Source organism: Microbacterium sp. CCH5-D1 (genome assembly GCF_001557335.1).
Lineage (GTDB): Bacteria > Actinomycetota > Actinomycetes > Actinomycetales > Microbacteriaceae > Microbacterium > Microbacterium oxydans.
In genome coordinates, this window is record NZ_LSJW01000243.1 from 55,648 (window position 1) to 77,539 (window position 21,892).

At 68.6% G+C, this 21,892-nt stretch carries 19 protein-coding genes and 1 tRNA gene; 17 read left to right on the forward strand and 3 right to left on the reverse strand.

Annotated elements, in window-relative coordinates; genetic code table 11:
- The first annotated feature begins 23 nt into the window (after positions 1-23).
- Positions 24-686, forward strand: a complete 663-nt coding sequence (locus tag AX744_RS14350; protein WP_058630561.1) for a GntR family transcriptional regulator — start codon at positions 24-26, stop codon at positions 684-686.
- A gap of 13 nt (positions 687-699) precedes the next feature.
- Here the strand turns inward: AX744_RS14350 and AX744_RS14355 are convergent, their stop codons facing one another.
- Entirely contained in the window at positions 700-1,668 is a 969-nt protein-coding gene (locus AX744_RS14355; protein WP_231728826.1) for a hypothetical protein, read from the reverse strand.
- Between the two features lie 85 nt (positions 1,669-1,753).
- On the opposite strand from AX744_RS14355, the gene AX744_RS14360 reads away from it, so the two are divergent.
- From AX744_RS14360 to serA, 3 genes are all read left to right on the forward strand, one after another.
- Positions 1,754-2,272 (forward strand): hypothetical protein, encoded by a 519-nt coding sequence (locus tag AX744_RS14360; protein ID WP_061017672.1) that lies wholly within the window; start codon positions 1,754-1,756, stop codon positions 2,270-2,272.
- Positions 2,269-2,604 carry a hypothetical protein gene (locus AX744_RS14365; RefSeq protein WP_058630563.1) on the forward strand — a complete coding sequence of 112 codons (336 nt, stop codon included), beginning with the start codon at positions 2,269-2,271 and terminating at the stop codon, positions 2,602-2,604. Before AX744_RS14360 ends, AX744_RS14365 begins: the two co-directional genes overlap by 4 nt.
- Before the next feature lie 123 nt (positions 2,605-2,727).
- Positions 2,728-4,332, forward strand: a complete 1,605-nt coding sequence (gene serA / locus AX744_RS14370; protein WP_058630564.1) for a phosphoglycerate dehydrogenase — start codon at positions 2,728-2,730, stop codon at positions 4,330-4,332.
- Positions 4,333-4,398: 66 nt separating this feature from the next.
- Here the strand turns inward: serA and AX744_RS14375 are convergent, their stop codons facing one another.
- Positions 4,399-4,941: a TetR/AcrR family transcriptional regulator gene (locus AX744_RS14375; protein ID WP_046748412.1), complete on the reverse strand. Its 543-nt coding sequence runs from the start codon at positions 4,939-4,941 to the stop codon at positions 4,399-4,401.
- Positions 4,942-5,035: 94 nt separating this feature from the next.
- On the opposite strand from AX744_RS14375, the gene AX744_RS14380 reads away from it, so the two are divergent.
- The 12 genes from AX744_RS14380 to AX744_RS14435 all read left to right on the forward strand — a co-directional run bounded on the left by AX744_RS14380 (position 5,036) and on the right by AX744_RS14435 (position 19,711).
- Positions 5,036-6,571: an MFS transporter gene (locus AX744_RS14380; RefSeq protein WP_046748413.1), complete on the forward strand. Its 1,536-nt coding sequence runs from the start codon at positions 5,036-5,038 to the stop codon at positions 6,569-6,571.
- Positions 6,572-6,652: 81 nt separating this feature from the next.
- A complete protein-coding gene (locus AX744_RS14385) occupies positions 6,653-7,696 on the forward strand; it encodes a 3-isopropylmalate dehydrogenase (protein WP_061017595.1) in 1,044 nt (347 codons plus the stop codon).
- Positions 7,697-7,758: 62 nt separating this feature from the next.
- Entirely contained in the window at positions 7,759-8,859 is a 1,101-nt protein-coding gene (locus AX744_RS14390; RefSeq protein ID WP_061017597.1) for a branched-chain amino acid aminotransferase, read from the forward strand.
- Positions 8,860-8,998: 139 nt separating this feature from the next.
- Positions 8,999-9,775 carry a fumarylacetoacetate hydrolase family protein gene (locus AX744_RS14395; protein ID WP_061017600.1) on the forward strand — a complete coding sequence of 259 codons (777 nt, stop codon included), beginning with the start codon at positions 8,999-9,001 and terminating at the stop codon, positions 9,773-9,775.
- Positions 9,772-11,031: an MFS transporter gene (locus AX744_RS14400; RefSeq protein ID WP_061017602.1), complete on the forward strand. Its 1,260-nt coding sequence runs from the start codon at positions 9,772-9,774 to the stop codon at positions 11,029-11,031. The genes AX744_RS14395 and AX744_RS14400 overlap by 4 nt, the downstream gene beginning before the upstream one ends.
- Positions 11,028-11,792 (forward strand): class I SAM-dependent methyltransferase, encoded by a 765-nt coding sequence (locus AX744_RS14405; RefSeq protein ID WP_061017603.1) that lies wholly within the window; start codon positions 11,028-11,030, stop codon positions 11,790-11,792. The genes AX744_RS14400 and AX744_RS14405 overlap by 4 nt, the downstream gene beginning before the upstream one ends.
- Before the next feature lie 55 nt (positions 11,793-11,847).
- Positions 11,848-12,408 carry a hypothetical protein gene (locus AX744_RS14410; protein ID WP_058630570.1) on the forward strand — a complete coding sequence of 187 codons (561 nt, stop codon included), beginning with the start codon at positions 11,848-11,850 and terminating at the stop codon, positions 12,406-12,408.
- Between the two features lie 53 nt (positions 12,409-12,461).
- Positions 12,462-13,967: a glutamate--tRNA ligase gene (gene gltX, locus AX744_RS14415; protein WP_046748420.1), complete on the forward strand. Its 1,506-nt coding sequence runs from the start codon at positions 12,462-12,464 to the stop codon at positions 13,965-13,967.
- 101 nt (positions 13,968-14,068) lie between these two features.
- Positions 14,069-14,140 (forward strand) — tRNA-Gln (locus AX744_RS14420).
- A 96-nt stretch (positions 14,141-14,236) separates the two neighbouring features.
- A complete protein-coding gene (locus AX744_RS14425) occupies positions 14,237-15,700 on the forward strand; it encodes a DUF3375 domain-containing protein (protein ID WP_061017605.1) in 1,464 nt (487 codons plus the stop codon).
- Positions 15,693-16,355 carry a DUF4194 domain-containing protein gene (locus AX744_RS14430; protein WP_061017608.1) on the forward strand — a complete coding sequence of 221 codons (663 nt, stop codon included), beginning with the start codon at positions 15,693-15,695 and terminating at the stop codon, positions 16,353-16,355. Before AX744_RS14425 ends, AX744_RS14430 begins: the two co-directional genes overlap by 8 nt.
- On the forward strand, positions 16,352-19,711 hold the full coding sequence (locus AX744_RS14435; RefSeq protein ID WP_061017610.1) for an ATP-binding protein: 3,360 nt from the start codon (positions 16,352-16,354) through the stop codon (positions 19,709-19,711). The genes AX744_RS14430 and AX744_RS14435 overlap by 4 nt, the downstream gene beginning before the upstream one ends.
- Positions 19,712-19,744: 33 nt before the next feature.
- On the opposite strand, the gene AX744_RS14440 is transcribed toward AX744_RS14435, so the two are convergent.
- On the reverse strand, positions 19,745-20,521 hold the full coding sequence (locus AX744_RS14440) for a hypothetical protein (protein WP_157543619.1): 777 nt from the start codon (positions 20,519-20,521) through the stop codon (positions 19,745-19,747).
- Between the two features lie 44 nt (positions 20,522-20,565).
- Here AX744_RS14440 and AX744_RS14445 point away from each other — a divergent pair, with 44 nt between their 5' ends.
- Positions 20,566-21,888 carry an MFS transporter gene (locus AX744_RS14445; protein WP_231728827.1) on the forward strand — a complete coding sequence of 441 codons (1,323 nt, stop codon included), beginning with the start codon at positions 20,566-20,568 and terminating at the stop codon, positions 21,886-21,888.
- Positions 21,889-21,892 lie beyond the last annotated feature (4 nt).

Sequence of the window (21,892 nt, forward strand, 5' to 3'; positions counted from 1 at the left end):
CGGCTCTTCGATAGGCTGACCGGATGAGCACCACCTCGGAAGCGCCGCTCGGAGTCGTCGGCGTCGTCGATGCCGTAACAGCGCAGCTGCGCGGTCGCATCCTGAGCGGTGCGATCCGCTCCGGCTCCCCGATCACCGAGGCCGCGGTGTCGCAGAGCTTCGGAGTCGCACGTCCGAGCGCGAAGGCGGCGATCGAGCAGCTCGTCGCCAGCGGCCTGCTCGTGCGCACCGCGCACCGGAGCGCGCGCGTCGTCGACATCGACTCCGTGACCGTGCGCGACGTGTATCGCACCAGAACCCGCCTGGAGAGTGCGGCGCTTCGCGAACTCGCCGCGTCGAAGAACGTTCCTGCCGCGGCCCTCGCGGCGAACGCGGAGATCATGGCGATGCCCGGGGGCCCCGACCCTGCGACCGTCGCTCCCGACCTGCGCTTCCACACGGCCCTCATCGACGCGCTCGACAGCGAGCGTACGGGCCGCATGTACCGCAGCGTCCTCGACGAGGTGCGGCTGTGCATGGCGCAGGTGCAGGGCCGCCGTCTTCTCGATGCCGCGGACATCGCCGCGCAGCACGCCGACATCCTCGATGCCGTGGCGTCAGGGGACGGGGAGCGGGCGGCCGCCCTCCTCGAAGCCCATCTGTCGTCAGCGGAGGATCGGCTCGTGGAAGCGCTCGACGCGGACTAGCGTCGAGCGGGCGTCACGGCGCCGATGCCTCCTCGACCACGATGGGTGCCTCTGCGGGGTCGGCCCACACCGGTGCGGGGAGGACCGTGTCGACCTGGCCCGCCTGGATCGCGCGCAGAGCCTCGGTGATCTCCTCATCGTTCTCCGGCACCGGGAGACTGCAGGCTCGCAGCTCGGAGCCGAACTGCAGGGTGAGGCGGATCTTCCCGGCCTCGACGGCCTGTGCGGTCGTACCGGTGCGGATCTCGCTCCCCGTCTGGATCGCGGGCACCTCGTCGCAGACGTGGTAGACCTTGCCACCGTCGACCCAGACGACCTCGTCCTTTCCGAGGAGCTGGATCACGGCCGACTGGTCGGCCGTGTACTGCTCGACGGACGGCGGGTTGAAGTCGGCGCCGATGAACACCGCGAGGGCGGCGAGCACGACGCCGACGATCCCGGCTGTGGCCTTCTGGCCCTTGTCCATGTCCTTGTTGAGGAAGATCAGGATGACGAGCGGGAGGAAGGCGACCACGGCGATGATGGCCCCGAGCTGGTTCTGTACGAAGAATCGTGTCTTGTCCGCTCTGCGGGCCGGGTCGAGGCGGTTGGCCTTCTTCCAGAGCACGGAACCGGTGATGGACAGAGCAGCGATGATCACGAGCAGCACGAGGAGTGTGATGAACGCCCACTGCGGGAAGGTCGCCGTGACGCCCTGCTCCTCCAGCAGTCCGGTGTCGGGGTCGCGCACCAGAGTGCCGTCCTCGCCGACGAAGACCCGCTGACGCAGGAGCCAGAAGATGCCGACGCCTTCGCCGATGATCGCGACCGCCCAGAGGATGCCGGCGATCCAACGGAACCGCGTGGCCTTCGCCTTGGCTTCCGGAGTCGGGACCCAGCCGGCGGGCGGCTCGGGAGTCGAGGTGGTGGATCGAGAGGTGGCGGGTGCAGAGCCTGCGGGTGTCGATCCGCTGCTGGCTTCCGTCTTGTCGTTGTCGGCCACGATGCTCCCCCATAACGTCCGATGCCCGCCGTTCCGGCTCGAGGCAACCCCGATCCTAGTGGACCGCGTGTCCTACGCTGGGGACATGACTTCCGATTCCGACGACGCCCTCAGCTGGGACGGCGACGAGGCCTCGAACCCCAAGGAGCGCGCCCTACCGCGCGGCTGGAAGGCCGTCGGACGGGGGAGCGACGAGGTGGGGACGATCGAGGAAGGCGGCACCGCCGAACAGGCGCCAACACTCGAGCAGGTGCCGGCAGAGGAACAGGCGGCTGTCGAGGAGCAGGCGGCTGTCGAGGAGCAGGCGGGCCTGAGCACGCCGATGCTGCTGCTCGTCGGGATCGTCGGGGGCATCTATCTCCTCTACACGATCGGCTGGATCGTCGGCGGACTGCGGCTGCAGCCCCTCGCGTCGTTCCTGGTCTCCGATGTGATGTTCCTCCCGTGGTTCTTCCTCGCGATCGCCGCCCCGGCCCTCTGGTTCCTCGCGAGCTGGGTGCTCACGCGGCGGAAGGCAGGCTGGATCCGCGTCGCCGTGCTGCTCGCCGGCGTCGTCCTGCTCGTTCCCTGGCCGTTCGTCACCGTGGGGGTGATCGGATCATGATGGCTTCCGCGGTCGGAACATCGACGTCGGCGGGTTCTCCCCGCTGGCTCATCGGGCTCGTCACCGGACTGGCCGGACTCTTCTACGCCTACGCCGTGTGGAACGCCGTGGCGCACCTGATCGCGATGGCTCAGACGGGGCTGACCGGGGGAGGTTGGGCGACCCTGCTGTTCGGAGTCGTCTTCCCCGCGATCGTGTTCGCCTTCGCGTATGTCATCGGACGGCGTCGCACGGTGGGCGAGCTGGCCCTCGTCTTCCTCGCCGGACTCGGTGTCGTCGCCGTGTTCTGGATGAGTCTGATCGCGCTGAGCCTCACGATGCCGAGCGCCTGAGCCGCCCGTCGAGACGCGTCACACGGCACGGAGCGCTGTCGGCGCTCCGGTAGAGTTGTGGCGATCGCGCCCCCATGGTGTGCGGCGCATCGGCCCCTGCCGCGCTGCCCCGAAGGATCCACTGTGCCGAAGCCTGTCGTGCTCATCGCCGAAGTACTCTCTCCCGCCACGATCGACGCTCTCGGTCCCGACTTCGACGTCCGCGACGTCGACGGCACCGACCGCGAGGCGCTGTTCGCCGCACTCGCCGACGCCGACGCCGTGCTGGTCCGCTCGGCCACGCGCATCGACGAGGAGGCGCTGAGCCACGCGCCGAAGCTCAAGGTCGTCGCCCGCGCCGGCGTGGGCCTCGACAACGTCGACATCAAGGCGGCCACGGCTGCCGGGGTCATGGTCGTCAACGCCCCGACCTCGAACATTGTCTCGGCCGCCGAGCTCACGGTCGGCCACATCCTGAGCCTCGCCCGCCGCATCCCTGCCGCGCATGCCTCTCTCTCCGCCGGAGCGTGGAAGCGCAGCTCCTTCACCGGAGCCGAGCTCTTCGAGAAGACCGTCGGCATCGTCGGCCTCGGTCGCATCGGTGCTCTCGTCGCCGCGCGCCTCGCGGCCTTCGACATGCGTGTCGTCGCCTATGACCCCTACGTCACCTCTGCACGCGCCCAGCAGCTCGGCGTGCAGCTGCTCTCCCTCGACGAACTCGTCGCCGAGTCGGACTTCCTGACCATCCACATGCCCAAGACCCCGGAGACGACGGGCATGATCGGCGCCGAGCAGTTCGCGGCGATGAAGCCGACCGCGTTCGTGGTGAACGTGGCCCGTGGCGGCCTCATCGACGAGGAGGCCCTGCACGCGGCGCTCGTCGCCGGGGAGATCGCGGGAGCCGGTCTCGACGTCTTCACCTCGGAGCCGCCCGCTGAGGGCGGCACGGCTCGTCCGCTGCTCGACCTCCCGAACGTGGTCGTCACGCCCCACCTCGGCGCGAGCACCGAGGAGGCGCAGGAGAAGGCAGGCGTCTCGGTCGCTCGTTCTGTGCGCCTCGCCCTCGGCGGTGACCTCGTCCCGGACGCCGTGAACGTGGCCGGCGGCGTCATCGACCCCTACGTGCGTCCCGGCATCTCGCTCGTCGAGAAGCTCGGCCAGATCTTCGCCGCGCTCGCGACGTCGCCTCTCACCAGCCTCGACGTCGAGGTGCACGGCGAGCTGAACGACTACGACGTGAGCGTGCTCAAGCTCGCCGCGCTCAAGGGCGTGTTCACCAACATCGTCAGTGAGACGGTGTCCTACGTCAACGCTCCGCTCCTCGCCGACCAGCGCGGGATCGCGGTGCGGCTGCTCAAGGACGATGTGAGCGACGAGTACCGCAACGTCATCACTCTCAGCGGTGCGTTGTCCGACGGCACTCAGCTCTCGGTGTCCGGCACGCTCACCGGTCCGAAGCAGACGGAGAAGCTCGTCGGCATCAACGACCACCGGCTCGAGCTGCCGATCGAGAAGCACCACGTCGTGATGCTCTACACCGACCGCCCCGGCATCGTCGCCGTGTACGGCCAGAAGTTCGGCGAGGCCGGCATCAACATCGCCGGAATGCAGATCGCCCGTCAGGCGGCAGGCGCCCAGGCGCTCAGTGTGCTGACGCTCGACTCGCCCGTCTCGGACGAGCTGCTCGACGACGTGCGCGGTGCCATCGACGCCGACCTGTTCCGTCAGATCGAGATCACCGAGATCTGATCGGCAGACGCAGCAGAGAGGGCGGGAGCGTGAAGCTTCCGCCCTCTCTCGTGTCTGCGGTGATCCTCAGGCGGTCGCCTTCAGAACCAGGGTGATCAGCTCCGCGAGTTCATCGCTGCGGGGCACGAGTCGCTCGGGGCCGTGCACGTCGAGCGAGTTGTTGAAGTAGAGTCCGTCGCTCACCAGCATCACCAGATCGAGGCTCGCGTTGTCGCGCACGTGCGGGCGGATCGTCTCCGCCCAGCGGCGCCTCGTGTCGCGGAGCATGTCCGCTGCAGGGATCGACCCGCCCTGGGCGAGGCGCGTCGTCGCGATCAGCACGCGATCGAGTGCGTCGTCCTCCATCACGGAGGTGCGCACGTAGTAGGCGACGGGACCTTCCTCCGCGGCGGCCATCCGTTCGAGGTCCATGGTCGTGAGGCGATCGAGCCGTTCCACGAGGCCGGCCTCGAGCTCGTCCTTGGAGCCGAAGTGATAGAGCAGGCCGCCCTTCGACACACCGGCCGCTTTCGCCGTGGCGTCGAGCGTCGCGGCTCGTTCGCCGTCTTCGATGAGGATCGCTTCGAAGGCGTCGAGCACCTTCTCGCGGGCGAGCGGAGGTCGGGGCATCGTGGATCCTCTGCGGATTCGGGGGCGGGACTTCTGTTACTATACCATCTGGACGGTTCACTAACCGTGCGATCAAGATCCTGAGAGGTGTTCCATGACCCGTACTGCGTCGATCCCGACGACAGAGACGGATGCTCCCCGCGTCGGAGCCCGCGGCTGGGCGGCGCTCGTCGTCCTCATGCTGCCGGTGCTGCTGGTGTCGGTGGACAACACGGTGCTGAGCTTCGCGCTCCCCGAGATCTCCATCGCGCTCGCGCCCACAGGGGCCGAGCAGCTGTGGATCATCGACGTGTACCCCCTGGTGCTCGCGGGCCTGCTCGTCACCATGGGTACCTTGGGTGACCGATTCGGGCGTCGGAAGATGCTGCTGATCGGAGCCACCGGTTTCGCGGCGGTCTCCGCCCTCGCAGCCTTCGCGCCCACGGCCGGTCTGCTGATCGCCGCTCGTGCTCTGCTCGGCTTCTTCGGGGCGATGCTCATGCCGTCGACCCTGTCCCTGCTGCGCTCGATCTTCCAGAACCGCGACCAGCGCCGCATGGCGATCGCGGTGTGGGCCTCGGCCTTCTCCGCAGGATCGGCGCTGGGACCGATCGTCGGCGGTTTCCTCCTCGAGCACTTCTCCTGGGGGTCCGTCTTCCTCATCGCGGTGCCGGTGCTGATCCCTCTGCTCGTCGCTGCGCCGTTGCTGGTGCCGGAGAGCCGCGACCCCCACCCCGGTCGCATCGACTTGATCAGCATCGTCCTGTCGATGGCCACGATGATCCCGGTGGTCTACGCGATCAAGTCGCTGGCCGTGGATGGTCCGAGTCTGAAGGCCGGTGCGTGGGCACTTCTCGGCCTCGCGATGGGTTTCCTGTTCGTGCGGCGCCAGCTGCGTGCCAAGACGCCGATGCTCGACATGGCGCTGTTCAAGCGGGGGTCGTTCTCCGGGGCGATCCTGGTCAACCTGCTCAGTGTCGTGGCTCTGGTCGGCTTCCTCTACTTCGTGTCGCAGCATCTGCAGCTCGTCCTCGGGCTGTCGCCGATGACGGCAGGTCTCGCGCTGGTGCCGGGAATGGTGGCGATGATCGTGGCCGGGCTGTCGGTCGTGCCGATCTCGCGCCGGATCCCGCCGCACATCGTGATCCCCGCCGGGCTCGCGTTCTCCGTCGCCGGCTACCTGATCGTCGCTCTCACGACGCACGAGCACGGCGTCCTGCCGCTGGTGATCGCGTTCGTGGTGCTGGGCATCGGAATCGGCGCGGCCGAGACGATCTCCAACGAGCTCATCCTGTCGAGCGCTCCTGCGGCCAAGGCAGGAGCGGCCAGCGCGGTGTCCGAGACGGCGTACGAGCTCGGAGCGGTGCTCGGAACGGCTGTGCTCGGCGGCATCATCACGGCCTTCTACCGCGGAGCGCTCGTTCTTCCTGCGGGTCTTCCCGCCGACGTGGCGCATGCAGCGGAGGAGACTCTGGCTGGCGCCTACACCGCTGCGCAGGCTCTGCCGACGCAGCTCGGTGATGCGCTGTGGCAGGCCGCGTCGGACGCGTTCGGCTCCGGCGTCACTGTCACCTCGCTCATCGGTGCCGGCCTCGTGGTCGCGGCCGGAGTGATCGCGGCCGTCACACTGCGCAAGGCACCCACGCACTGACCAGTACGCTGGGGGGACCGGCTCTCCTGCTCTCGGGCGGGAACGAGTCGGTCCACCCCCGTGCAGTGCGCAAGGAGTCTCATGTCGCGTGTCGTGAAGCTGGCCGTCATCCCGGGTGACGGCATCGGTCCCGAGGTCATCGCCGAGGCGGAGAAGGTGCTCGACGCCGTCACCGTCGACAGCGACGTGACGTTCGACAAGACCCGCTTCTCGCTCGGTGCCGGCCGGTACCTCGAGACCGGCGACACGCTCACGGATGACGACCTCGCCGCGATCTCCGCACACGACGCGATCCTCCTGGGTGCCGTCGGCGGCACGCCGGGCGACCCGCGGCTGAAGGACGCGAACATCGAGCGCGGACTGCTGCTCAAGCTGCGGTTCACTCTCGACCACTACGTGAACCTGCGCCCCTCGAAGCTCTTCGCCGGCGCATCCGGTCCGCTGTCGAACCCGGGGGAGATCGACTTCGTCGTCGTCCGCGAGGGCACGGAGGGTCCCTACGTCGGCAACGGCGGGGCGATCCGGAAGGGGACGCCGCAGGAGGTGGCGAACGAGACCTCCGTGAACACGGCCTTCGGTGTCGAGCGGGTCGTGCGCTACGCGTTCGCCCTCGCGGAGCGTCGTCGCAAGAAGCTGACCCTCGTGCACAAGACCAACGTGCTCGTGCATGCGGGCGCCATCTGGCAGCGCATCGTGAACGAGGTCGCCTCCGAACACCCCGACGTCGCCGTCGACTATCTGCACGTCGACGCCGCCACCATCTTCCTGGTCACCGATCCCTCGCGCTTCGACGTGATCGTGACCGACAATCTCTTCGGTGACATCCTCACCGACCTCGCCGGCGCCGTCACGGGCGGCATCGGCCTCGCCGCATCGGGGAACATCAACCCCGATGGCGCCTTCCCGTCGATGTTCGAGCCCGTGCACGGCTCGGCTCCGGACATCGCGGGTCAGCAGAAGGCCGACCCGACCGCCGCGATCCTCTCCATCGCGCTGCTGCTCGACCACCTCGGCCTCACGGTCGAGTCGGCGCGGGTGAGCGCCGCGGTCGAGGCGGACATCGCCGCCCGGAGCGGTGCCCGCACCACCGCGGAGATCGGCTCCGCGATCGCTGCCCGTCTCTGAACAGCGGGCGTAGGCTGACAGGGCGCGAGGATGCGCCCGCCCCACGAGGATTGGATGATGACATGACGACGATCGACGCCGAGACGAGCGTGGCTCCTCTGGAGTTCGCCGTGACGAAGAACCTGAACGCGGCCTCGCCGGCACGCGTCGCCGAAGTGCTGGAGAACCCCGGGTTCGGGGTCGTCTTCACCGACCACATGGTCGACATCTGCTGGTCCGCCAAGGGTGGATGGCACCGTCCGCGCGTGCAGCCCTACGGTCCGATCCCGCTCGACCCCGCCGCCTCCGTGCTGCACTACGCACAGGAGATCTTCGAGGGCATCAAGGCATACCGGCACGCCGACGGCACGATCCACACCTTCCGTCCCGACCGGAACGCCGCGCGTCTGCAGGCCAGCGCCCGCCGCCTCGCGCTGCCGGAGCTGCCGACCGAGTACTTCATCCAGTCGCTGCGGGAGCTCATCGCCGTCGACGGTCGGTGGGTGCCCTCCGGTGCCGACCAGAGCCTGTACCTGCGACCGTTCATGTTCGCCAAGGAGGCCTTCCTCGGTGTGCGGGCGGCGCAGAAGGTCGCCTACTACGTGATCGCGAGCCCCGCCGGTGCCTACTTCACCGGGGGCGTGAAGCCTGTGCGCATCTGGCTCTCCGAGGACTACGCCCGCGCGGGTCGCGGTGGCACCGGCAAAGCGAAGACAGGCGGCAACTACGCCTCCAGCCTCCTTCCCCAGGCCGAGGCCAGTGCGAAGGGCTGCGACCAGGTCGTGTTCCTCAACGAGAACCGCGACGTGGAGGAGCTCGGCGGCATGAACGTCGTGTTCGTCTTCAAGGACGGCCGGGTCGTCACGCCGGAGTCGGACAGCATCCTCGAGGGCATCACCCGCGACTCGCTGCTGCAGCTGGCCGAGGACCGCGGCTACACGGTCGAGAAGCGTCCGATCTCGATCGACGAGTGGCGCGAGGGCGTGGCCTCCGGCGACATCGTCGAGGTGTTCGCCTGTGGCACGGCCGCGGTCGTGACCCCGATCGGCGCGCTCGTGGGCGAAGACTTCGACGAGCCCCAGCCGCTGGGCGAGCTGGCGCTGTCCCTCCGCGAAGAACTCACCGACATCCAGTACGGGCGCCGCGAGGACAAGCACGGCTGGCTCCTCCGCCTCGACGCCTGAGTTTCCTGCTGCCGAGACCCACGCCCCCCGCCGACACCCATGCTGTCGTCCGCCCGGGGCCGTGGGTCTCGTCGCGAGCAGGGGGTCTCGGAGGTTGCTGGGGCTCCAGGCCTGGCGAGGCGCTCGATAGGCTGATCCCATGAAGATCTCCCGGTTCAGTCACGACGAAGCCATCATGTACGGGATCATCGACGAGCGTGAGCTCGTGGTGCTCGCCGGAGACCCGATGTTCACGGGGTACGAGACCACCGGTGCCCGCGTGCCGCTCGCGGATGCCGCTCTGCTCGCTCCGGTGATCCCGCGGTCCAAGGTCGTCTGCGTCGGCAAGAACTACCACGATCACGCGGCGGAGATGGGGGGAGAGGCCCCAGAGGAGCCGCTGCTGTTCCTCAAGCCGAACACCTCGGTGATCGGGCCCGGAGACACGATCGTGCGTCCGGCGCTCTCCGAGCGCACCGAGTACGAGGGTGAGCTCGTGGTGGTGATCGGCAAGATCGCGAAGAACGTGAAGGCAGAGAACGCACTCGACTACGTGCTCGGATACACGATCGGCAACGACGTCACCGCGCGTGACCTCCAGCGCAAGGACGGTCAGTGGTCGCGGGCCAAAGGCTTCGACACCTTCTGCCCGCTCGGTCCCGTGATCGAGACGGACTTCGATCCGGCGCAGGCCACGATCGAGACACGGGTGAACGGCGAGGTGCGGCAGCAGGCGCCACTCACCGACATGATCCACTCGGTGCCGGCGATCATCGAGTACGCGTCGGCGGTGTTCACGCTGCTTCCGGGCGACGTCATCATGACGGGGACTCCGGCGGGCGTGGGCACGTTCGTGGCGGGAGACGTCGTCGAGGTCGAGATCTCCGGACTCGGCATCCTTCGCAACACCGTGCGCGACGCCGTACCCGCGTCATGACCGATGTCGCCCTGACGGCGACGCAGCAGCAGGCGGTTCAGCGACGTACCGTCCTGGTCCTGTCGCTGGGGCAGGTGCTCGGCGGGATCGCCTTCGGTGCCACCGTCTCCCTCGGCGCCCTCCTCGCGGCGGACATCTCGGGGAACGATGCCCTCTCCGGTCTCGCGACAGCCTCCGTCACACTGGGAGCGGCCGCGTGCGCCATCCCGCTCGCACGTCTCGCCGCCCGCGTCGGGCGTCGTCGTGCGCTCACTCTCGGCAACCTGTTCGCCCTGGTGGGCATCGCGGTGGTCATCCTCGCCGCGTCTCTGCGGATCTTCCCGATGCTGCTCGTCGGCATCCTGATGATCGGGGCCGGCAACGCGGGAAACCTGCAGTCGCGGTTCGCGGCGACCGATCTCGCCGCGCCGCAGCACCGCGGACGAGACCTGTCCATCGTCGTCTGGTCGACCACGATCGGCGGGGTCGCCGGTCCGCTGCTTCTCGGCCCGGGGGAGATCGTCGGCCAGGCGGTGGGGATGCCGGCGCAGACGGGTTCGTACCTCTTCTCCTTCGTCGCGCAGTGCGCTGCGCTCGTGCTGTACGTCGTCGCTCTGCGTCCGGATCCGCTGCTCGCGGCGCAGCGTCTCGCGAAGGCCTCGGCTTCGACGGACGGGGCGGTGGCCGTGGATCGGCCGCGCGTCGCCCGGTACGCGATCTTCGCGATCGCCGGATCCCACGTGGTCATGGCCTCGGTCATGGCCATGACTCCGGTGCATCTCTCGCACATGGCGCACGGCGCCGGGGGCATGGCAGCGACCCCCGCCGATGTGTCAGCGCTCGTGGGGATCACGATCGCGTTGCACGTGGGCGGCATGTACGCCCTCTCGCCCGTCTTCGGCGTGCTGGCCGACCGCTGGGGCAGGCTCCAGGTGGTGCTGCTCGGACAGGTGCTGCTCGCCGGTGCTCTGGCGTTCGCGGTGTTCACGGGGACGGAGGCCTGGGGTGTGATGGTCGCGCTCATCCTGCTCGGACTGGGATGGAGCGCGGCGACGGTGGCCGGTGCCGCCCTTCTCACGGAGTCGTCCGCACCAGAGCTCCGCACACGGAGGCAAGGGCGCAGCGATTCCCTGATGAGCTTGTCCGCGGCGGCGGGATCGGTGCTGGCGGGCGTGGTGCTGGCGAACTTCCAGTACGCGGGACTCGGCGTGGCGGCCTTCGTCCTGGTCATCGCGATCGTGGCGCTGTCCCCGCTCGCCCGCTCCGGCTCCCGATGAAGGACTGGGCCGGCGTCGGCGCGGCGTATTCCGCATCGTACGCCGCGCTCTGCGCAGGGACCTTCCCGGCGATGCAGCTCGCCCTCGGCGCACCGCGAGGGCGCAGTCTGCTCGACGTCGGCGCGGGTGACGGCAGGCTCGCTGCAGCCTGGGCCGACGCGGGATGGCGCGTGCAGGCGTGCGAGCCGGAGGCGTCCATGCGCGCGGTGTCGCGCCGCGACCGTCCGCAGATCGTCACGATCGATGCGGGGCTGCCGGATCTGCCGTTCGCCGACGGCGCGGTCGATGTGGTCGTCGCGAACTTCATCTTGAACCATGTCGGCTCCCCACGCAGGTCGGCGGCCGAGCTGCGGCGCGTGAGTCGTGGCCCCGTGGTCGCGACGATCTGGACGCTGTCGCCCTCATGGTTCTGGGCGGAGGTCGCTGAACGCGCGGGAGTGGCGCCGTTCGTCGGTGCGAAGCTCCCTGTCGACGAGGAATTCGAGCGGAGCGCCGCCGGCTTCGCGCAGATGCTGCGGGACGCGGGCCTGGAGCGCGTGACCGCCGCCGAGCACGGCTGGACCTGGCACGCGGACCCGAATGCACTCTGGCGTTCGGTCGAAGGGGGCGTGGCCGGTGCCGGTGCTCTCTACGCCCGGCTCGGACACGATGATCGTCGGCGATTCCGTGCAGCGTTCGAGTTCGTCGTGGACGAGCGCAGCGTCGAAGGCCTCCTGCCCCTGGAGCATCGTGCGGCGGTCGCCGTGAGCATGTCGCCCTGAGCATGTCGCCCTGGGTTCCGGCGGATGCGTTGCGCACTGCGCTACGGTCAGAGCCATGTCCTCTCTCGCCGGACGGATCGCCGCAGGTGCCGTGCTCGCCGCCACCGTCGGTGTTCTCGCCGGGTGCGCGCCGAGCATCGGGACCCTGATGAGGGACAGCCTCGCCGACTCCGTGGAAGATGCGCAGGACGTGCTGTGGGAGTACCGCGACCAGATGGTCGAGGATCCGGAAGCGACCGTCGCCGGACTCGACTTCATCGTTGATGCGCGAGGCGGGGCGGACACCGGCAGCCACCTCTACACCCTGCTGGCCGTCGAGGAGGCCGGGGACGGCGTGGCCCTGACGCTCGCGGTGGAAGGCGGGGCGGAGACCGGCGGAGGGCTCTGGTACCAGCAGTCGACCGCCGTCACGTGCGTCGACTTCGTCTTCCCTGAGGCTGCCGCCGAGATCCGGACGGAGGGCGCTGCCTGCGGTGACGCCGTTGATGCGGCCAGCTACGACGAGGTCGTCCCGTTCTCAGACCTTCAGGTGCGGGAGACGGTGACGGCGGCGGATCACCCGCCTCCGATCTGCCAGTGTCACAGCGGTGGCGATTGCGACTGCCCAGGAGGCTGAGCCCTCGCGCCCGCCGACGGGCGAACGCGCGGTCCCCGTAGAATCGAAGGGCTATGGCTACCCCTCACCCCCTCACCACGACCGTCAGTGGTGCCGACGTCCGCGTCCGCTTCTGCCCCTCGCCGACCGGATTGCCGCACGTCGGCATGGTCCGCACCGCTCTCTACAACTGGGCGTACGCCCGTCACAACGGCGGGAAGATGGTGTTCCGCATCGAGGACACCGATGCCGCCCGTGACAGCGAGGAGAGCTTCCGCCAGCTGGTGGACGCGCTCACCTGGCTCAAGATCGATTGGGATGAGGGTGTCGAGGTCGGTGGACCCCACGCTCCGTACCGGCAGTCGGAGCGCCACGACATCTACCGCGAGGTGATCGACAAGCTCATCGCCACGGGAGCCCTCTACGAGAGCTACTCCACTGCCGAGGAGATCGACGCGCGCAACGAGGCCGCCGGGCGCGCCAAGCAGCTCGGCTACGACAACTTCGACCGCGACCTCACCGACGAGCAAAAGGCGGCGTTCCGTGCGGAGGGTCGTCAGCCGGCGCTGCGCCTTCGGGTGCCGGACGAAGACGTCACGTATGTGGACCTCATCCGCGGCGAGGTGACCTTCCCCGCAGGATCGTTCCCCGACTTCGTGGTCGTGCGCCCGAACGGTGTGCCGCTGTACACGTTCGTGAATCCGGTCGACGACGCGCTCATGGGCATCACGCACGTGCTGCGTGGAGAAGACCTGATGCCGTCCACCGCCCGGCAGCTCTCGCTGTATGCGGCTCTCATCGATGCGGGTGTGACGACGTTCGTCCCGCGGTTCGCGCATATGCCGTTGGTGCTGGGGGAGACCGGCAACAAGAAGCTCTCCAAGCGCGACCCGCAGGCGGATCTGTTCCTGCACCGCGACCGCGGCTTCATCCCCGAGGGACTGCTGAACTACCTCGCCCTGCTCGGCTGGTCGATCGGACATGACCGCGACGTGTTCTCGCTCGACGAGTTCACCGCCGCGTTCGACATCGTCGACGTGAACCCGAACCCGGCGCGCTTCGACCAGAAGAAGGCCGAGTCGATCAACGGCGACCACATCCGGATGCTCGGCGAGAAGGACTTCGCCGAGCGGACGATCCCGTACCTCGCCGCAGCCGGACTCTTCGACGAGCCGACGCACGAACAGCTGGTGACGGCATTCCGCGTCGCGCCTCTCGTGCAGGAACGGGTGCAGCTGCTCGGCGAGGTGCCCGGCATGGTGGGCTTCCTGTTCACCGATGAGGTCTCGTACGCGGAGGACGCCCTCAAGGGCCTTCCGGCAAATGCTGCCGAGGTGCTCGACGCGTGCGTCGTGGCTCTCGAGCCCCTCGACGACTTCACCCCGGAGAAGATCCAGGAGGCCCTCGCCGCGGAGCTCGTCGAGAGGCTCGAGCTCAAGCCGCGCATCGCCTACGGTCCGCCCCGTGTCGCCATCACCGGCCGCCGGGTCTCGCCGCCGCTGTTCGAATCGATGGAGCTGCTGGGCAAGGAGGAGTCGCTGCGTCGGCTCCGCTCGCTCTCGGTGTTCCTGGCCGGCTGAGTCGCGACGCGCCCGGGCAGCGGTCCTCGGTCCACCGGTTTTGGTGTTCCGCCGCCGCTCGGGTAGGCTTGACTCTCGGTGCGAGGCCCTGGTTTCGCCCTTGGGGTATGGTGTAATTGGCAACACGACGGTTTCTGGTTCCGTTATTCTTGGTTCGAGTCCAGGTACCCCAGCAAGATGAAAACCCCCGCTCAGGCGGGGGTTTCTTCGTTTCCGAGACCATCGCGTCGCGTCGAGGTACGACGAGGGCGCCGACTATTCTGGAAGGTGTGACAGGCACTCGAGTGGAAGCGGCATTCTCCCGCGCCGTCACCGCCTTCAGCACTCCGACTCTCGACCTGCTGCACGGCCGTTTCGCCCCCTTCGTCGTGGCATCGCTGTCTCTTCTGTTCACGGCGGACCGGGTCTCCATCCCGATCGCCGACGCCCAGGCCGAGCTCGCGGAGATCCTCGATGAACTCAGGGATGCGGGCGACGATGACGACGATCGCCGGGTCCCTTCGGGGACCGGCCGCGACGTCGCGAGGAACTGGGTCCGCCTGGGCTGGTTGGTGCAGCAGATCGACGAGGACGTCGAGGTGTATCGACTCTCCGCGCACGCTGTCGAGGCTCTGGAGATCGCGGGGCGCACGGGCGGCGGGCGCACGCGCGTATCCAACTCCCGAGTGCGCACGCTCCTCGAGGCCGTGGAGCATCTGGCCGACAGCGCCGAGGCAGACCCCGTTCGTCGACTCGCCCGCCTCCGGGAGGAGCGCGCCGCACTCGATGCCGAGATCGATCGGATCGAGGAGTCGGGCAGAGCCGATCCACTCGATGATGAAGAGCTCTTCGAGGAAGCGGAGAACGTGCTGCATCTGGCGCGCGAGCTTCCCGCCGACTTCACCCGGGTCGCCGAATCCCTCAAACTCATGCAGCGCGACGTCGTCGCCCATCTGCGTCGTGACGAGCGGCCCACGGGTGAGGTGCTGCGCGAGTATCTGCAGCGTGCGCAGGATGTCATGAACTCGACGCCGGAAGGACGCGCCTTCGCCGGCGCTCTCAAGCTGATCGGCGATCCGGAGCGCATCGATGCCCTCACCGACCAACTGCATGGTCTGCTCCGACAGCCGTTCGCCCGGATGCTCGACAGCACGCAGCGGGCCGAGCTCGACGCGATCGGACGCCGCGTGGAGCTCGGGGTCGAGGAGGTGCTGGCTGCGCAACGTCGAGCCTCGCACGTCATCACCGGCCAGGTGAAGACGCACGATCCGCTGCGGGACCGTCAGATCGACGACCTGCTGCGTGACGTCATCGCCGCGCTGCACGTGTGGGACGGGACGGGGGCGAGCGACGCACCGGTGCGCAGTCTTCCGCTCGCCGACCTGGGGCACCTCAGGCAGACCGTGAGCAGCATCCGTCCACCCGCGGTCCCCGCCCCTCTGGCCGACGCCGGGGACGTCGAGTTCGCCGACGTCGACTCCCGCGCGTGGGGTGGTCCGAGGTATGCGGAGCTCGAGCAGTACGTCGCGGGGCTCGGACCCGAGTTCGATCTCGCCGCCGCATTCGCCGAGAGCGACGACGACACCCGGCGCCCTGTCGACCTCGTCGGACTGCTCGAGATCGCCCACCGCAACGGCATGACCGAGAGCGAGACGGTGTCGGTGGTCGAAGCTCTGCGCCCCGACGGCTCGACGCGACGCTTCGCGTTCGGTGCCGTCACGGCGCGCAACACGAAGGAAGACGCACATGCCTGAAGAGAGCCCCGCGCCGGAAGCAGCGGTCGATGACCCGTTCATCGCTCCCGTCCCCATGGAAGAAGACATCGAGGAGCATTTCGCCGGCGACCGCGGCACCCTCGATCCGGAGATCCGCCGTCTGCTCGCCCACGTCCTTCAGCGGCGCTTCATCGCCGCGGAGCGCAACCGCAAGGAGTGGACGCTGCTGCTCGATCATCAGCACGTGATCGAGTCGCGTCTGAACGACCTGTACCTCCGACTTGTCGTCGACCACGGTCGTGGTTTCGCCTACAAGCAGCAGCTGCGCTCCGATGAGATCGACATGCCGGTGTTGCTGAAGGACTCCCCGTACACACGTGCGGAGACGCTCGTGCTCGTGCATCTGCGCACCGTCTACCAGCGGGAGTCCGCGGCCGGAGAGTCGTCGGTGCGCATCGACATCGAGGATCTCGAGCAGACCGTGCTGAGCTACTTCACCGATGTCGATGGCGGAACGGCACGGCAGCAGAAGGCGATCAGGAACGCGATGGACAGACTGGATCGCGAGGGGATCGTGCAGGAGGAGACCAGCGGGCGCTATCGGATCACGGCGCTCGTCGAGGTGGTCCTCAGCGCCGAGACCCTGAAGGAACTCCGCGACTGGTTGCGGTCGCAGGAAGCGGTGCAACGATGACGATGGTCGACACGCTCTTCGGGCTCATCCCCGCCGGCTCGCGGGGACAGCAGTGGATCGCGGACGAGCTGCAGCTGATCAACTGGGGTGGATACGACGGGGGCCCGCACCGGGTGCGCTTCTCGCCGAACGCCACGCTGCTGTGCGGCGGCTCCGGCTCCGGCAAGTCGACGCTGATGGACGCGTACATCGCCCTGATGATGCCTCACACGACGCCGTTCAACGGTGCGTCGAACGGCGGAGTGACCGGCCGACCGCGCGGCGAGGAGCAGCGGAACATCCTCTCGTACGGGCGAGGGAAGATCGACGAATCCCGCACGGAGGACGGCACCAAGCTGCGAGTCCTCCGCGGCGACGGTGAAGACACGTGGAGTGCCATCGCGACGACCTGGCTCGACCACGACGGGTCGCGGTTCACCGCCGTGCGGGCCTGGTACATCCCGGCGGATGCCCGCGTGCTGGAGGACACGACCCGGGTTCGAGCGACCGTGAACGGGGCGTTCGACCTGGCACAGCTGGAGAAGGCCGCGACGCAGCGGCTCTCCGATGCGTCGGTGCGGGCAGCGGGACTGGAGACGCTGGCGACGGACCGGGAGTTCTCTGCCCGGCTGCAGGCGGTGCTCGGGATCGGGGCGGCCGGGTCCGGGGCGAAGGCGATCAGCCTGCTGGCCAGGATCCAAGCGGGGCAGCAGATCACCACGGTCGACGATCTGTACAAGAAGCTCGTGCTGGAAGAGCCGGAGACGATGGCCACAGCGGATGCCGTCGTGGCGCACTTCGATGAGTTGGAGAGCACGCGCACCCGGATGCTGACGGCGAAGCAGCAGGTCAGCGCACTCGAACCCATCCGCGGAATCAAGGAGCGCATCGCGGCTTCAGCCGAACGGGTGCGGATCATCGACGAAGTCGGAGTCTTCACCGATCCGTCGTCCCTCGCCGCGCTCTGGAACGCTCAGCGCCGCCTGGATCTGCTGCGCGAGGTCGAGGTCGAGCTGGGGGACCGCTCCCGCGCCCTCAGCCTCGCCGTGCGGGAGAAGCGCGCCCTCGTCGACGCCGCCGATGCCGAGCGGGAGGGTCTGCTCGATGTCCTGCGGCAGTCCGGCGGTGACCGCCTCGAGACAGCGCAACGGGAGCTCCGCGTCGCCGAACGTCGCCTGGACGACGTGCGGCGGGAACGCGCGAAGTTCGACGCCATCGTGCGGGATCTCGGTGCGGAAGTGGAGAACGCCGCCCAGTTCGAGGCCCTCGTGGCCGACAGTCGGGGGTCATCGCCGAGATCGGGGATCCGGGACGCGCGCGCGGCCTTCGCCGACGCCGAGACCGCCCGCAGGACGACCGAGCTCGAGATCTCACGACTGCGTCAGGAGCGCGAGCGCACCGGTCTGGTGCGCGGCAGCATTCCCTCCCACCTCGACGAGTCCCGCGCCATGCTCGCGGAGGCGGCTGGTCTCGACCCTTCGGAGCTTCCCTTCGTGGGAGAGCTCATCGAGGTGCGGACGGAGTTCGAGCCGTGGCGCGAGGCCTTCAACCTCGCCCTCGGCGGCTTCGCCAGGACGCTCCTCGTCGACGCGGAGAAGCTGTCGTCCTTCCGGGCGGCGATCAACTCCACGCGCACCCCGGAGCGCCTGAACTACGAGGGCGTCCCCACCGGACTCCTCGAGGTGCGCAACGCCGATCCGCAGACCCTCCCCGGGAGGCTCGACTACCTGCCGACCCCCTTCACCGGGTGGCTCCAGCAGCGGCTGCAGGACCGGTTCGGATACGTGTGCGTCGACTCATCGTCCCAGTTGGACGCCCATCAGAAGGCGCTCACCATCAACGGCCAGGTGTCGCAGGGCAGCAGGGGAGCCCACGGCGGTCAGGGACGCGCCAACGTGCTCGGCTTCACCAACGACCGTCGGCTTCGCGAGATCGATGACCAGCTGCGGCTGCTGACCGATCGTCACGACGGCTACGCATCGGCGGCGCAGGACGCCGAAGCCGCCCTCGACCGCATCGAGGCACGATCGACCGCATTCGCGAAGATCGAGGACCTCACGTGGGAGCAGATCGATGTCGATGCGGTCGAGGCCGAACGGGAACGTTGGCTCTCCGTCGAAGCGGAGGTCACGACAGCCAGCCCCGAGATCGCGCAGCTCAAGCGCCAGGCGGAGGATCTGCGGTCTCGCGCGAGCATGCTCCGGGACGAGGAGGCGCGCCTCAGCAACGAACTCGCCCAGACCCAGGAGCACTGGGGACAGGTCACCGACGACGTCGACGCCTGTCAGAGAGTGATCGATTCCGCGGCAGCCACGGACCTCTCGCTCGGCGAGACACATGCGTCGTTCCTGGACGGCCGCTTCCTGCACGCCGAGAGCGGGGCGAGCGTAACCGCGTCGGAGCGGCTCACGCACCTGGACACCGCGCTCAGGACCGCCGCTCAGCGCCTGCACGAGGACCGTCGTGAGGCCGCGGAGGCCCACGAGCAGCAGCGCGAGAGCATGCGGCGACTGATGACGGGGTTCCTCGAGCGCTGGGACAACCTCACGATCCTGCCGGACCCCGACGAGTCCGTCGGCGAGTTCGAGAGCATTCTGGAGGCGTTGCAGACCAACGGGCTCCACGAGCTGGAGACCGAGTGGCGTGACAGTCTGCTCAAGCTCTCGGGGAACGACCTGACGAGCCTCGACTCGACTCTCAGCCGGTCGCTCCGCGAGATCAAGGATCGCATCGACCCGATCAACCGCATCATGGAGGAGCTGCCGTTCTACGACGACGACCATCGTCTGCAGATCACCCCGCGCGAGAATCAGAGCGAGGCACGCAAGCGGTTCCGCCGCGAGCTCCGCGAGGTGCGGGGACTGATCGACGCTGCCGAGACCGACGCCGAGCGCGAGGCCGTGTACCGCAAGATGAGCCGTCTGATCGGACGGATGCGCCGTACGGCCCCCGACTTCGCCGAGCTCATCGACGTGCGCAACCACGTGCGCGTGAGTGCCGAGCGGGTCACAGCGACGACGCGGGAGCATGTCGCGCTCTACGACCACATCGGCGAGAAGTCCGGAGGGGAGTCGCAGGAGCTCGTCGCGTTCATCGTGGGAGCAGCGCTGCGTTACCAGCTCGGAGATGCGGGCGCTGCCCGGCCGCGCTACGCCCCCGTCTTCATGGACGAAGCGCTCATCAAGGCGGATGCCCACTTCACGAAGCGCGCGATCGGCGCATGGCGTGGACTCGGCTTCCAGCTCGTGATCGGCGCGCCGAACGACAAGTACAGTGCGATCGAGCCGCACGTCGACGTCGAGTACGACATCCTCAAGGACACCCGCGGGCGCTCCTGGGCGAAGGCGAAGGTGGGTCTGCCGGACGCGGCGATCTGAGCGCGGCGGTGCGGGGCAGGAGGGTCCGCCTGCCTACTCGCACTGGCCGAGGAAGCCGAGGTAGCACACGGCTTCGTGGGTGACAGCCGCCTCGTAGTCGTTGTTGGACACCTGCCGCGTCGCGATCTCCGGGGTGCGCGTGAGGTGCCCGAAGTCGCCGAGCGAGGCCACGACCGATCCCTCCGAGTCCTCGGCGCGCATACGGTCGATCTCGGCACGATGCTGTCCGCAGAGGGTAGCCGCGGCGGGGACCAGCTCGACCCCGGCGCAGGCTCCGGCGTACTGGGCCTCCATCGCGTTGATGCAGTCGGTCCAGTCCTGATCGACGGCGCACGGGCTCACACCGTCGTCGGCCACGAGGTAGAGGCCGGTCTCGTACTCCTCGCTGTGGAAGGTCTCGGGCTTCTCCGGCGAATCCACCTTCGTCCAGTGCCGGGCGGTGGTGAGGGCGACGACCACGACGATGAGGGCGATGAGCAGGAGTGCGCCGATCACCGACAGCGTCACCCAGAGCCCGACCCGGCTCTTCTTCTCCGGCCCGACGCCTGGCGTGACATGCGGTCCCGCGGCAGGCGGAGTGCCGCCATAGGCCGGGGGAGCGGCAGCGAAGGCGGCGGCGTGCACCAAGTCGTGGGTGCCGAGCGGCGCGGCCTGCGCTGTCACGGCCAGCCAGTACTCGTACCAGCTCAGGGTCGCCTGCGCGTCGGCGGCCACCTGCTGCGCCTCCGCATCCGTGAGGGGGAGGCCAAGGCCCGGCCGGGCACCGGGGTCCTGCAGCGAGGTGCGGAATTCGTCGAGAGACAGCGCCATGCTGGCGATGATGGCAGAAACCACGCTCGGCGGACAATCCGCTCGTGGATCGCGATGTCCCCGGCATCCGGAAGAATGTCGAGGTGATCGGTATGAGGAGCTTCTGGAACGCCCTGCCAACGGAGGGGCGCTGGCTGCTGTCGACGGTCGCGATCCAGACACTCGGACGCGGCATGACGCTCCCGTTCACGATCATCTACTTCCACGAGGTCCGTGGGTTCGACCTCGGGGTCTCCGGCGCCCTCATGAGCCTCATCGCGATCACCGGACTCGTGGTGACGGGCCCGGGAGGAACACTGATCGATCGGTTCGGTGCACGCCGGGTGCTGATCGTCGGGCTGCTGTCGATGATCGTGGGGTGCGCGCTTCTGGCATTCGCCACGCACCCTGTCGTCGCCGCGATCGCCGTCATGCTGATCGGCGTGAACTTCGGTGTGTCGTGGCCGGGCTTCAACGCGCTGATCGCGTCGGTGGTGGAAGGCGAGGTGCGCCAGCAGTACTTCGGCGTCAACTTCGCTCTCGTCAACCTCGGCATCGGGGCCGGCGGAGTGATCGGAGGCTTCTTCGTCGACGTCAGCGACCCCGCGACGTTCACCACGATCTTCCTCGTCGACGCCGCGAGCAGCCTCGTTCCCCTCGCCCTGCTCCTGGGCCCGCTCCGACGTGTGCGCACTCAGCATGAGGCCGAAGAAGACGCACCGCCCGCCGGTGGATATCGTGAGATCCTGCGTCGCCCCGCCGTGCTCTGGCTGACGCTGCTCACGTTCCTCTCGGTGTTCATCGGCTACGGGCAGATGGAGGCGGGCTTCCCTGCCTTCGCCCGACAGGTGTCGGAGGTCTCGACGCAGGTGGTCGGCATCTCGTGCGCCGTCAACACCGCGGTGATCGTGCTGCTGCAGTTCGCCGTCCTCAGACTCATCTCCGGCAAGCGTCGTACGCGGGTGATGCAGGTGATGGCACTCATCTGGGCGCTGTCATGGGTGCTCCTCGGGGCGACCGGATTCCTGCCTGGCACCCTCGCCTCGGCGATCGGCGTGATCGCCTACATGGGTGTCTTCGCCTTCGGCGAGACGATGCTCCAGCCGACGGTTCCCGCGATCTACAACGATCTGGCTACCGATCGCACGCGTGGTCGGTACAACGCCATCAACTCGGCCGCGTTCCAGGGAGGGGCGATCCTCGGGCCGCTCGTCGCGGGTGTGATGCTCGGAGGAGGACTCGATGCCGGATTCATCGGCGTCATGATCGCGGGCAGTCTCGCCGTCGGAGTGCTGGCGATCGTCCTCGAGCGGGTCGTCTCCCCGACCGCCAACGGCGTCACCGGCATCCATCGAACGGACGAGGCGGACCGGCTCCCGACCCAATAGGCTC